Below are 13,854 nucleotides of genomic sequence, written 5' to 3'. Positions count from 1 at the left end.
ACCTCCTACCATGCGATCGCTTCCCGTACCACCGTTGAGGGTATCGTTGCCATCACCGCCGGTGAGAGTGTCATTACCGTCTCCACCGTTAAGGTTATTATTACCACTGTTACCAGTGATGGTGTTATTGAGAGTATTACCAGTACCATTAATAGCCGTTGTGCCTGTTAAAGTCAGGTTTTCTAGGTTATCTGTCAGGGTATAAGTAACGGAGGAGAATACTAAATCTGTACCTTCATTCAATAATTCGACTACGACATCACCGCTATTATCTACATTATAAAGATCATTTCCTAATCCGCCTATCAGAGAATCAGCACCGACACCCCCGTTAAGGGTATCATTCCCACTAGCACCACTGAGAGTGTTATTGCCACTATTACCGATGATTAGGTTGTTTAAGCTATTTCCTGTACCACTAAGAGCCGTTGTACCTGTTAAGGTGAGGTTTTCGACGTTAGCGGTTAAAGTATAGGTAACAGAAGATTGTACCGTGTCAATTTCCGTTGCAATAGTAGATGTTTCGCTAACTATGTCATCAACAGCATCAACAGTATAAAAGTCATTGCCCGTGCCTCCGACTAAACTATCAGCACCCGTACCCCCGTTAAGGGTATCATTGCCCGTACCACCGATAAGAGTATCATTACCGTCACCACCTGTTAGGCTATTATTACCACTGTTACCAGTAAGAACGTTATTGAGGGTATTACCCGTACCGTTTATCGCTGTAGTACCTGTTAAGGTGAGATTCTCAACATTAGTAGTTAGGGTATAAGTGAGAGATGAAATAACGCTATCAGTGCCTTCGTTAGCATTTTCCACTACCACATCCCCTGTTACATCGACATAGTAAAGATCATTGCCAATACCACCCATTAGGCGATCGCTTCCCGTACCACCGTTGAGGGTATCGTTGCCATCACCGCCGGTGAGAGTGTCATTACCGTCACCACCGTTAAGGCTATTATTACCACTGTTACCAGTAATAATGTTATTTAAAGTATTACCAGTACCGTTAATGTTTGCTGTACTTTCTAAGATTAGGTTTTCTAAGTTTGTTAGTAAAGTATAGGTAATAGTAGAGCTAACGGTATCTGTACCCTCATTGACATTTTCAATAACTTGATCGCCTGTATTGTCCACATAATAGGTATCATTACCCGTATCTCCTACCATGCTATCATTTCCTGTGCCTCCTTCAATGCGATCGTTTCCTCCACCTCCATTGAGGGTGTCATTTCCACCTAATCCTTGTAAAGTATCATTACCCGTACCTCCCCCAAGATTATTATTGTTAGCATCTCCTACCAGTAATAAGTTATCATCGTTTGTAATTGTGCCTAAACCTTGACTATCATCAATAGTTGCACCTACAGCACCACTGAGGTTAACAAAGAAAGTCTCGTTCGCTTCTACTGTAGTATCACCGTTAATCACCACCGAAATTGTTTTAGTGGTTTCGTTGGTAGCAAAACTCAAACTACCTGTTTTGGCTACATAATCACTTCCGGCGGTGGCGGGGTTAGTTGTACCGTTAGCAGTGGCATAATTAACCGTAATAGCTTGTAATGCTGTCCCCGTGCGAGTGACGGTAAAAACGGCATTTTTAGTACCGCTATTACCTTCGGTTATACTAACATCATTAATGGCAAGAGTTGGTAAAGATTGAGTTATCTGATATGTATATATCTCATAGTCAGTACCATCAAATCCACTCCATACTACGTTATTCCCTGAGATTTGCGGACTATAATCTTCTGTAGTATTATTAGTTAACTGAGTAGTGGTAATGCCATTGTAAAAATATATTTCAAAATCAGTACCATCCCAACTACTCCATACTACATTATTCCCTGAGATTTGCGGAGACCCATCATCTGTAGTATTATCAGTTAACTGAGTAGTGATAGTTCCATTGTAAAAATATATTTCATTGTCACTACCATAAAAGCCACTCCATACTACATTATCCCCTGAGATTTGCGGAGACCCATCATCTGTAGTATTATCAGTTAACTGAGTAGTGGTAGTTCCATTGTAAAAATATATTTCATAGTCATTACCATCAAATCCACTCCATACTACGTTATTTCCTGAGATTTGCAGATTATAACGACCTTTAGTATTATTAGTTAACTGAGTAGTGGTAGTCCCATTGTAAAAATATATTTCATAGTCATTACCATCAAATCCACTCCATACTACGTTATTTCCTGAGATTTGCGGCTCATCATCATCTGTAGTATTATTAGTTAACTGAGTAGTGGTAGTCCCATTGTAAAAATATATTTCATAGTCATTACCATCCCATCCTTGCCATACTACGTTATTCCCTGAGATTTGCGGATAATTATCATGTGTAGTATTATTAGTTAGCTGAGTAGTGGTAGTGCCACTGTAAAAATATATCTCCCAGTCATTACCATCATAACTATTCCATACTACTTTATTTCCTGAGATTTGCGGCTCATAATCATTTGTAGCATTATTAATTAATTGAGTAGTAGTTCCATTGTAAAAATATATTTCATAATCAGTACCATCCCATCCAGACCATGCTACATTATTCCCTGAGATTTGCGGAGACCCATCATCTGTAGTATTATTGGTTAACTGAGTAGTGGTAATCCCATTGTAAAAATATATTTCATAGTCATTACCATCAAAGCCATACCATACTACGTTGTTCCCTGAGATTTGCGGTGACCCATCATCTGTAGTATTATTAGTTAATTGAGTAGTAGTAATCCCATTGTAAAAATATATTTCATAGTCATTACCATCAAAGCCATACCATACTACGTTGTTCCCTGAGATTTGCGGCCGCCAATCATCTGTAGGATTATCAGTTAATTGAGTAGTGGTAGTCCCATTGTAAAAATATATTTCATAATCAGTACGATCCCTCCCAGTCCATACTACATTATTCCCTGAGATTTGCGGAGACCCATCATCTGTAGTATTATTAGTTAATTGAGTAGTGGTAGTCCCATTGTAAAAATATATTTCATAGTCATTACCATCCCAATTATGCCATACTACATTATTCCCTGAGATTTGCGGATAGTAATCATTTGTAATATTATTGGTTAACTGAATAATAGTACCACTATTTTCGACATTGAGAGTTTCACCATTAACAGTAACGGTATTCCAATCATTTTCATTTCTGAGGGTGTCTAACTCCGCCGTAGTCATGGGCTGATTTAACACTAAGTTACGCCAAATTTCCCCTTCGTCTCCTTGACTGTCTAGGTTGTTAATTTGGGCATCGATAAAGTGTCCAATTTCTTCTATTAATACATCACGAATGGCAGTAATGGATTGTGACTCAAGGAGGGAAGATGATAAATAAATGGTGTTATTGGTGGTACTATATGCACCGTTAGCCCCATTAATTTCCGTAGGGGATAAAACTTCGATTTTGGGTAAGTTACTAAAGTCTCGATTTTTCCAGAAGGAGAAAAGATTATTCGCTACTGTAACGTTATAGTTATCTCCAAAGGCGGTGATTAAATCAGCTTCGAGACTAGGATTTAGAGAGGCTTTGAGCAAGAGTACTTCGGCTTGGGCGATGGCTTGACTTAATGGAGTCATGAATTAATTATATATTTTAAATTTATGGTTACAACACTAACATATTTTTTAAAAAATCCGATGAGCCTTTGTATTTCAGGTCACGAAATAGTAACAATTTGTTTGACTTCTTAATATTGATCCCACCCTGCCCCCCCTTACTAAGGAGTTTGCCTTGAAATAAATTTCCTATGGATTTTTTCCCATTGCTTAGTGCGATCGAGCAGCGTCACTTCGTGATCGATATTGGTTAGAGAGCGATCTCATTTTTTTGTTAATCTTTCTTTTCCTCGTCAGAATCTAAAAAAAGTAGCTATATTTCAAGCTACCGTTAAAATGTTTTTTTACTACAGTTAAGATTTAAAAATTAGAATTTAGTTAACCATTGTTGTAAATCATCGATGGAATTAAAATCTAAGAAATCTTCAGCTAATGTTTCTAAATCGTCAATATTTAAGGCTTTTATTTGCCTTTGTAAATCAGAGTTTATTGTTCCCAATTTTTTAGTTAATTGACGAATAATTAACTCTTTTTCTCGATCAATTCTTTCTTGTAATTGCTGTAAGCCTTCTTCAATTCCTTGTTGTAAGCCTTGTTGTAAGCCTTGCTGTAAACCTTGCTGTAAACCTTCTTCTTTCGCCATTTGCTCAAAAGGGCTAACTAACGGCATAATTTTTTCCTCCTCGTATTTGATTATTTTTGTATTCAAATTTTGTTGTAATAATGGTGGTAAAGTCATCATGGCATCGATAAATTTAAACAGTTTTACTACCTCTAATTTAGAGTAGCCTTTTTCATATAAACTTCTGATTAAAAGCCATTTCCATTGTTCCCTTTCGGTTAAATTACTGGTGGTTGCTTTGGTTTTTAAATGTGCCATGATCATCATAGCAAATGGGTTTAAATTTGTTTCTAATTCCTCCCATTTTTCTTGATAATCTAGTAGTTTAATGGTGGGAAAATTCAGGTTAAGTTGACATCCTCCTAAATCATAACCGTAGTTTGATGGTCGCCATGTTTTGCTTTCATCCCCTAGTATAGCAAGACTAATTACTGGTTTTCGATATAGGTCAAAGATGCGATAATGATAAATAAACATTCGTTGACCAAAATCTATATCATACTGACTTTGTACTTCTACATGAATTAAAATCCATACTTCTCGATCATCTTTGAGCCATACTTGAAATAGTTTATCGACTAATCTTTTATTGTCTTGGGAATCGGCAGTTATTTTTTGTAATTCTTTATCTAAAGAAATGGGTGGTTTTAACCAGTTGATTAAGTTATATACATCAGGAAAAAAGAAGTGGAGAAATCGGTCAAAATATTCTCCTATAGCTTCTTTCCATGGTTCATCATAGTTAGCTGTTATTTCTGTCATTAATTATCTGTAAATTTCTGTAACCATTGTTGTAAATCTTCCACAGAAGTCATGTCAAATAAATCCTCTGCTAAGGTTTCTAAATCATCGATATTTAACGCTTTTATTTCTAACTGTCAATCTTTATTAATTACTCCTAATTTTCTTTGAATTAAACGAATAATTAATTTCTGATTTTGATTTTTGTGAGTTAAAGTCGGGCAACTCCAGCTTCACGAGCGGCTCTTTGTACGGCGGCAGATACAGTGGTAGCGACTCGATTGTCAAACACGGAGGGAATAATATGCTCTTTATCTAATACATTGGGAGAAACTAAAGAAGCAATCGCTTTAGCGGCTTGAAGATACATTTCAGTAGTTAAAGCCGAAGCACGACAATCTAAAGCACCTCGAAATAAGCCGGGGAAGGCTAAAACGTTGTTGATTTGATTAGCATAATCACTTCTACCTGTGGCAATAACAGCAGCAATATCTTGGATTAATTCGGGTTGAATTTCAGGAATAGGATTAGCCATAGCAAAAATAATCGGATTTTCAGCCATGGTTTTCACCATTTCAGGAGTGAGAATTTTGGGTGCACTAACACCAATAAACACATCTGCATCTATTAACGCATCTTTCAAGAAACCGCCTTTTTCCACTGCAAACAATTGCTTTTCAGACGTTAATTTTGCTCTATCTTTACTTATAATACCCTGCGAGTCACAAAGTGTAACATTATTACAATTAGCTTCATTTAGTAATCTAGCGATGGCTACCCCGGCTGCACCAGCACCATTAATAACGACTTGAATAGTCTCTATTTCTTTTTTAACAACTTTTAAAGCATTAATCAGAGCGGCAACAGTAACAATAGCTGTACCATGTTGATCATCATGAAAAATAGGAATATTTAACTCTTCCTGTAACCTTTTTTCGATTTCAAAACAACGAGGGGCGGCAATATCTTCAAGGTTAACACCACCAAAAACAGGAGCAATATTTTTAACAGTTTGAATAATTTCTTCCACATCCTGAGTGGCTAAACAAATAGGAAAAGCATCAATATCTGCAAATTCTTTGAATAACATGGATTTTCCTTCCATGACGGGTAACGCTGCCCCAGCACCTAAATTACCTAATCCTAATACAGCACTACCATCAGTAACAATGGCAACACTATTACTTTTAATCGTCAAAGAATATAAATTTTCGGGATTTTCATGGATAGCTTTACAAATTCTACCAACTCCGGGAGTATAAGCCATAGCTAAGTCAGAAGAAGAAGTAATGGCAATCCGATTTTGAATATGAATTTTCCCACCTCGATGAATATCAAAAGTGCGATCGCTTACATGAAGAATGTTAACTTCGGCAACGGATTTAATTGCCGCAACAATTTTTTCTGCGTGTTCTGTACTGAAAGCATCAATAGTTAACTCTCTTTTAATCGTTTTCAAATTGCGCTCAATCAGGGATACTTGCCCTAAATTACCACCAACTTCGGCAATAGCTTTGGTTACTTTTGCTAATGTCCCAGCACGGTTCAATAATTCTAAACGAACTGTTAAACTAAAACTAGAATTAGGGGTTAAATCTGTCATAATTTACTACTCTATCTTTATCTCTATAAATATCCCTTGAATTGTATCCTAAAGAATCAATGGCTTTTGATTCTATTTGTTAGGAAACCACTATTTGATTAGATGAGGAGATTAAAAGATTAGAAGATTAAGAGATTAGGAAAGTTACTGGTAAGACGCCTATTTCACAACTATCAATTATTCACTATCCACTATTCTCTATTAAATATATAATATTGTGATTAGGGAAATATAAACAGTAGTTATTATTGAAAACGATCGCAGTGCTAGAAACTATCTTAACATCACATCACCAGACATCATCACTGAAATCAGTATCTCAAGTATCTCATTATCCTCTCGATTTAGCGACACTCAACGAAAATTTAACTTCAGTTAGTGCCTTAGAAATCATCGCATGGGCAAATCAAGAATTTCACAAACATCTAGTAATGAGTACCAGTTTTGGCATTCAAGCGGCGGTAATGTTGCACTTAGTTACTCAGGTTGTGCCGAATATTCCTATCATTTGGATTGATACGGGTTATTTACCCAAAGAAACTTATCTTTTTGCAGAAGAATTAACCCAAAAACTGAATCTTAACTTAAAAGTATATCAATCAGATATTAGTCCTGCCAGAATGGAAGCCATCTATGGTAAACTATGGCAGAAAAAAGATGTTGACTCTCTAAATTTATATGATCGTATCAGGAAAGTAGAGCCAATGCAAAGGGCGTTAAAAGAGTTAGAAGCTAAAGCATGGTTAGCAGGTTTAAGACAAAACCAGACACAATTTCGCCAACAATTGACTTATGTCAATAAACAAGGCGATCAGTATAAAATATTACCTATACTAACATGGAATTCTCGGGATATTTACCAATATTTAACTAAATATGACTTACCCTATCATCCTCATTTTGATCAAGGTTATGTGTCTGTAGGAGATTGGCATTCAAGTAGCCCCCTCACCGCCGATGATGATAATGAAAGAAATACTCGTTTTCATGGAGTTAAACAAGAATGTGGTTTACATTTACCTACCACGGTAGAAGAAGCTCAAAGTTTAGATTCTAGCCAACTTTAATCAAGACGCAAAAAAGGTTATTAACTGACATTACGCATTCATTCATATATACCTAATACTCCCCTAAAAAAAATAGTGAATTTTTTTGATTTTTAAACCTGACAACCAACACCTGATACCTCAAATCAACAATTAATTCTATTTTTCCGTAACATCAGTTATTAAGTTATATTTAAAGTTTTTTGAATAATTGCTTGACATTCAGTGACAGATTGACGTTTTTTCATGGCTTCAACTAAAGCTAAATAAGACTCTTTATTTTTTTCAATCATACTTGTTGCCTGTAGAATAGCCAATCTTTGTTTCACCTGAAAATTAGAATAAGTTAAAGTTAAATTACTATAAATTTCTTGAAACTTTTGTTGATCATCTTGCCCTCCTTCGCTATGATTATAAATCAATTTTTCGGCCGCTATTCCCGCCATTAAAACTACTCCAAAACGTTCGATTATTAAATTAAATTCTTTTAAATCTAGGGATTTTTCTTTTAGAAAACTATCATCAAATATTACGCCTCCAGAGCCTGTATTTTTCTTTTTTATTGCTTCCCATGCACTTAAACTATAATCAATAATAGGTATTTGATATAAATAAGCTGTTAAAAAATGTCCCGCTTCATGATAAATAATTCTTTCTTTTTGTTCTGAAGATGCGAAAATATTTAATAATAAATTAACACCCTGATTCTTCCATGATAAAGTATCAATCGTAATTAGACCTAACATCACAAAAGTTAAACTTGCTGGTATGGCTGGGGATATGTTCAAAAGTGGTCCTAATAATACCGATAATGTTAAAGAAAAAATAGCGATCGCTAAAATATTTAAACCAGTATCTTGCATAAAATAAAATAATTAAAAACTCTTTTTTATCTTTGTTCTCTTTTTCTTTATTTTGCCATGAATTTATCCTAACGACTAGGTAGCAATTCGAGTTAGAATAATTTTGAGATACTATTAATAGTCTATAAAAATATGACCACAGCTACTCAAACCAAGTATGAAGCAATTATTGGTTTAGAAACTCATTGTCAACTTAATACTAATACAAAAATTTTCTGCCATTGTTCCACTAATTTTGATAGTCCTCCTAATACTAACGTGTGTCCTGTGTGTTTAGGACATCCCGGAGTTTTACCTGTATTAAACGAAGAAGTTTTAAACTCAGCCATCAAAGTCGGTTTAGCTATTCAAGGAAAAATCGCTCGTTATAGTAAATTTGATCGAAAACAATATTTTTATCCTGACTTACCAAAAAATTATCAAATATCTCAATATGATTTACCCATTGTTGAACATGGCAAATTAGAAATAGAATTAGTCGATAGTAAAACCAAAGAAGTCAGCAAAAAAACCATCGGTATCACTCGCCTACACATGGAAGAAGATGCAGGAAAATTAGTTCATGCTGGAAGCGATCGACTAGCAGGATCAACCCATTCTTTGATAGACTTTAATCGAACTGGTGTGCCTTTATTAGAAATTGTATCAGAACCCGACCTCAGAAGTGGACAAGAAGCAGCCGAATACGCTCAAGAATTGCGGCGTTTAGTGCGTTATTTAGGCATTAGTGATGGTAATATGCAAGAAGGTTCATTACGTTGTGATGTTAACATTTCCGTGCGTCCTGTTGGTCAAAAAGAATTCGGTGTTAAAGTTGAAATCAAAAATATGAATTCTTTTAGTGCCATTCAAAAAGCCATTGAATATGAAATTGAAAGACAAATAGAAGCCATTGGTAATGGGGAAGCCATTATTCAAGAAACTCGCTTGTGGGAAGAAAGTAAACAGCATACGATTAGCATGAGGGTGAAAGAAGGCTCAAGCGATTACCGTTATTTCCCTGAGCCAGATTTACCCCCTTTAGAAGTCAGTGAAGCACAATTAAAAGCTATACAAAAACTTTTACCTGAATTACCTGCCCAAAAACGTAGTCGTTACGAAGCAAAATTTGGCTTATCTGCTTATGATGCCAGAGTTTTAACCGACGATCGGGATGTTGCACTCTATTTTGAAGCTGTAATTACCGGAGGTGCGAGTATTAAAGCCGCCGCTAATTGGGTAACACAAGATATTGCGGCATACTTAAATAGTAACCCAGAAGTTACCATTAACGATATTGCTTTAAAACCAGAGAATTTAGCAGAGTTAATTACTTTAATTGAAAACGGTACAATTAGCGGTAAAATTGCTAAAGACTTATTACCTGAATTATTAGTTAAAGGCGGATCTCCTAAAGAAATAGTCGAAAGTAAAGGGTTAATTGCTATATCTAATCCTGATGAATTAGCAGAAATTATAGATAAAATTATCGCTGATAATCCTGATAAATTAGAACAATTTAGAGCTGGAAAAACTAAGTTACAGGGATTTTTTGTCGGACAAATTATGAAAGAAACAGGAGGAAAAGCTGATCCTAAATTAGCCAATAAAATCCTTAATGAAAAGTTAAACAACAATTAAAGTAGGTTGGGTTAGTGATAGCGTAGCCCAACAGAAAATAACCTATATTGCGATAACAAATATTTTGTTTCAATTTATCGTGAATGTTGGGTTTTATTTTGTTCAACCCAAGCTACATATATTTTTTTTTGAGGAGAAAAATAGTGTTAATTTGTATGTATTTAACACAATAAAAAAAGTCCCTAGAATTGAAAATTTAAGTGCATAACTTTACTTTTTACGTTCTGGAAAATGGTCAATTTCTGCTGTGCCATAAAATATAAATTCTTTATCTTTAACTCTAGCACGATCAACTCTTAACCTAATACCATCAATAGAAAAATTATCTAAATCGAGTAAATTATTAACATGATCAAGAATCGCTTTTCCTAATATTTGTCCTTCCTCATTTCCCCCATATTGAGGATTAGTAAATTGAATTTTTGTTCTACCTTGTAATTCTAAATCTGCTTTAATATCTATGGTAGTAACTTCTACAGCATCATCTACTTTTATTTGGGATTTAATCCTTAAAGATTTATCATCATTTATTCTCATTTCTGTGTGTTGAAAATAAAGAGATTTTCCTTCAAATTTTAATCTTTGTAACTTGTCGATGATAAAAGGAGTATTAAAAGAAGTGGTTAAATCCTCCTCTGTCAGCACGATTCTCATGGTGGCTTGAGTCGGTTGTCTTAATTTCACTTTACCGCTAAAAATGGCACTAAAATCGATAGAAACTGCTTGGAGATATAATTCCATCGCTTCTAAGCGCAAACCGTTATACATTAACATACCATTACCAACAAAGTCAAAACCATCAACACTTCCTTGTAAAAGTTTAGCGACAGGCTCAACTCTAAGATTCGCTTCTAATTTACCCGTATTTTTAAACAAGGCGGCGATGGCTGTTGTTATTGCTTTACTGACGATTTTATCGCCATTTTGTCCTGAAAAAGGTAAGCTACCAAACACAATTGCTGTCATCGTCCTGATTTACTTTTACAATTACCTATCTTAACATTAAGAAATATTAAAATATGTAAATTAATATTAATAAATTAAGAGAAGCATATAAGTAAATGATATATGAGAATTATTATATTGTTAGAATTACAGTTCTTCTGCTACTCGTAAACCACTCAAGTAAGCACCATGTACTGTAGCAGGATAATCTAAAGAAGTGGCTTCTCCGGCAAAATAGACTTGTTTACCGATGGGTTTACCTAATTCTCGGCGATGTTGAGGAGTTGAACCTATAGCATAATAAGAATAAGAACCAAACGTAAATTGATCACTATTCCACCTTGTTAACTGATAATCTTGGGGGTTAGGTATAGAGTTACCAAAAATACTCCGTAAAGTTTTCATGGCATCTTCCACAATTTTTTCATCTTTCCAAAATTCAATCTGATTACCAAATTTACCGGCATTAAATCCTAATAAAATTGGAATTTTGAGTGCTGATTCTAAATTTACCCATTCACTCCATTGTCCTTTTTTTGGGGAAATACGTTCAATCCAATCATAATTTTTTGTCCAAAATCGTGAAGGAAAACGTAAATATAATTTATTTAAAATTCCCATGCCTAAAGAGTTAATTGCTTTAATTTTATTAGTGGGCAAAGAAGGTGAAAATTTAACAATATTTTTTTGTAAAACTCCCAAAGGTAAAGTCACAATTACTGCATTAGCCTTAAAATTACCTTGATTAGTTTTGATATTTACTCCTTGAGAATCATATCTTATTTCTTGGACAAGATGATTGAGTTTAATATTTAAACCCTTTGCCAGATAGTCAGTAACAACGTTATAACCATTTATAAATAGTAAATGATTTCCGTCAAATTCTTTTCCTTCATCAAAATATTGAGCTGAAAGTTTAGATGTATCTGCGGCATATTCATGCTCAATGATGGTATTTAGTAAATACTCTAAATCAATGCGATCGATTTCCGATAAATTTTGCCAATTTAATTCTTTTTCTAATGCCTGTTGTAAAGAAATCGGTTGTGAATAATTATCTTGTATCTTAAGTATTATTTTTTCTAACTTACTTTGTAATTTGTCTAATTTATTGTCTCGTACTTCTGTGATAACTTTACCATTGGTATCATAAACGATTGCATTATTATAAGTGGTAGGAAATAATTTGGCGTTAGCAGATTTAGCTAATTTAGTAATGGGGTTGCCTTCCTTGCCGTGAATCCATGAAGCACCCATATCTACAGGAGCATCTTTCCATTTTTTACTTGTCCACAAACGTCCACCGATACGATTTCTACCTTCTAATAAGATTACTTCAAAACCTTTATTTTGTAAAGAACGAGCGGCAGTTAATCCAGCAATTCCTGCACCGATGATAATAACCTTTTTTTTGGTTTTAATTTGATTACTTATTGCTGATTTTTGACTACTTAAAGTTGCTGCTAAAACAAGAGTAGTTAAATATAAAAAATAGCGACGATTCATGATAAAAAAAATCATTCAAAAATTATTCAGCAATATGATGTTTAAAAAAGGATAAAAATAATTCATCAATTACCCCTACTGTTAATTTTAAGTCTTCCTTGGTAGTATAGCGATCGAAACTAAAACGAATACCTTTTAACGCTTCTGTAGGAGAATAACCCATAGCTAATAAAACAGGAGAAGGTAAAGATTTACCACTATTACAAGCAGAACCAGCACTTATAGCAATACCTTTTAAACTTAAGTCTCTGACGATTTTTCGCCCAGTTATTTCTTTGTCAGGATAATTAATGAGAAAACCGGCGTGGTGGGGTAAACGATGATATTTATCACCAGTTAAGGATAAATGAGGGTATTTTGATAACATTAAGTCGATAAAATAGTCTCTTAATCCTATTAATCTCAAGGTTTCTGATTCTATTTCTTTTTGTGCTAAATGGGCGGCTAATCCTAGAGAAGCAATGGCAGGTAGTGATGGTGTACCTCCTCGTAATCCGTTTTCTTGTCCTCCTCCATGACAAAGGGGATTTAATGAGATGCCTTTTTTTAAATATAACGCCCCAGCACCTTGAATACTATAAAATTTATGTCCTGAAAGAGATAATAAATCAACTCCTAAATTCTCAACATCCACTGGTAAATGTCCGACAACCTGTACTGCGTCAGTATGAAATAAGGCTTGACTATGATTTTTGGTGATATTTACTAATTCTTTTATCGGTTGAATTGTACCAACTTCACTTTGTCCATAAATAATAGATACTAAGACTGTATTCTCCTGTAAAATGTTTTTTAAGTCTTCGGGATTAACCCTTCCTTGTCGATTTACAGGTAATTTTGTTACTTGCCAACCTTTTTTCTCTAAAAATTCCACAGGACGAGCGATGGCCGAATGTTCTACACTAGAGATAATGAGATGTTGTGGCTGATGATAATGAGAAGTTATGCCAAAAATCGCTAAATTATCAGCTTCTGTACCTCCAGAAGTAAAAATGATATTATCAGGGGAGGAAGCGTTAAGTAAATCTGCTACTTGCCATCTCGCCTTTTCTAAAATCAGAGCCGCTCTTTCCCCCCAAGAGTGTAAACTGGAAGGATTACCCCAACCATCCCTTAGAATTTTAGTCACTAATTCGATAACTTCCAAACGAGGTGCAGTGGTAGCACTAGAATCAAGATAAATTGACATTCTTTAACAGTTATTTAACTTTTTTCATTATATCTTCAAAATTTTTCATTCTTCATTCCTCATCCCCTAATTCCTAATTATCGTTGATGCCATTGCCAAGCATGACTAATAATCGTCTCAATATCCGGATATTGGGGTTG

Annotated in this window: 10 protein-coding genes; 2 read left to right on the top strand and 8 right to left on the bottom strand. The window is 34.7% G+C overall.

All coding sequences use genetic code 11. The features are described from left to right. The 4 genes from FWJ34_RS13160 to FWJ34_RS13145 all read right to left on the bottom strand — a co-directional run. Window positions 1-3,600: Calx-beta domain-containing protein (locus FWJ34_RS13160; RefSeq protein WP_308255782.1), on the bottom strand; the 3,600-nt coding region annotated here is incomplete at its 3' end. A 346-nt stretch (window positions 3,601-3,946) separates the two neighbouring features. After that, on the bottom strand, window positions 3,947-4,963 hold the full coding sequence (locus FWJ34_RS13155) for a DUF4351 domain-containing protein (protein WP_308255781.1): 1,017 nt from the start codon (window positions 4,961-4,963) through the stop codon (window positions 3,947-3,949). Then, a complete protein-coding gene (locus tag FWJ34_RS13150) occupies window positions 4,963-5,070 on the bottom strand; it encodes a DUF4351 domain-containing protein (RefSeq protein ID WP_308255784.1) in 108 nt (35 codons plus the stop codon). Before FWJ34_RS13150 ends, FWJ34_RS13155 begins: the two co-directional genes overlap by 1 nt. An 83-nt stretch (window positions 5,071-5,153) precedes the next feature. Continuing rightward, window positions 5,154-6,545 carry an NAD-dependent malic enzyme gene (locus FWJ34_RS13145; protein WP_308255780.1) on the bottom strand — a complete coding sequence of 464 codons (1,392 nt, stop codon included), beginning with the start codon at window positions 6,543-6,545 and terminating at the stop codon, window positions 5,154-5,156. A gap of 248 nt (window positions 6,546-6,793) precedes the next feature. On the opposite strand from FWJ34_RS13145, the gene cysH reads away from it, so the two are divergent. Then, the gene (gene cysH, locus FWJ34_RS13140; RefSeq protein ID WP_396231922.1) at window positions 6,794-7,612 is read left to right on the top strand and encodes a phosphoadenosine phosphosulfate reductase; all 819 of its coding nucleotides are present in this window, start codon (window positions 6,794-6,796) and stop codon (window positions 7,610-7,612) included. Between the two features lie 161 nt (window positions 7,613-7,773). On the opposite strand, the gene FWJ34_RS13135 is transcribed toward cysH, so the two are convergent. Then, window positions 7,774-8,454: an ATP-dependent Zn protease gene (locus FWJ34_RS13135; RefSeq protein ID WP_308255779.1), complete on the bottom strand. Its 681-nt coding sequence runs from the start codon at window positions 8,452-8,454 to the stop codon at window positions 7,774-7,776. Window positions 8,455-8,586: 132 nt separating this feature from the next. Between FWJ34_RS13135 and gatB the strand changes: the two genes are divergently transcribed. Then, the gene (gene gatB / locus FWJ34_RS13130) at window positions 8,587-10,074 is read left to right on the top strand and encodes an Asp-tRNA(Asn)/Glu-tRNA(Gln) amidotransferase subunit GatB (protein ID WP_308255778.1); all 1,488 of its coding nucleotides are present in this window, start codon (window positions 8,587-8,589) and stop codon (window positions 10,072-10,074) included. A 210-nt stretch (window positions 10,075-10,284) separates the two neighbouring features. Here the strand turns inward: gatB and FWJ34_RS13125 are convergent, their stop codons facing one another. The 3 genes from FWJ34_RS13125 to FWJ34_RS13115 all read right to left on the bottom strand — a co-directional run bounded on the left by FWJ34_RS13125 (window position 10,285) and on the right by FWJ34_RS13115 (window position 13,714). Then, window positions 10,285-11,040: a DUF2993 domain-containing protein gene (locus FWJ34_RS13125; protein ID WP_308255777.1), complete on the bottom strand. Its 756-nt coding sequence runs from the start codon at window positions 11,038-11,040 to the stop codon at window positions 10,285-10,287. Window positions 11,041-11,166: 126 nt separating this feature from the next. Continuing rightward, window positions 11,167-12,525 (bottom strand): FAD-dependent oxidoreductase, encoded by a 1,359-nt coding sequence (locus FWJ34_RS13120; RefSeq protein ID WP_308255776.1) that lies wholly within the window; start codon window positions 12,523-12,525, stop codon window positions 11,167-11,169. 22 nt (window positions 12,526-12,547) lie between these two features. After that, the gene (locus tag FWJ34_RS13115) at window positions 12,548-13,714 is read right to left on the bottom strand and encodes a cysteine desulfurase family protein (RefSeq protein ID WP_308255775.1); all 1,167 of its coding nucleotides are present in this window, start codon (window positions 13,712-13,714) and stop codon (window positions 12,548-12,550) included. Between the last annotated feature and the right edge of the window lie 140 nt (window positions 13,715-13,854).

This window comes from Geminocystis sp. GBBB08 (genome assembly GCF_016743215.1).
Taxonomy (GTDB): domain Bacteria; phylum Cyanobacteriota; class Cyanobacteriia; order Cyanobacteriales; family Cyanobacteriaceae; genus Geminocystis.
This window is presented reverse-complemented; position numbering and strand designations above follow the sequence as displayed.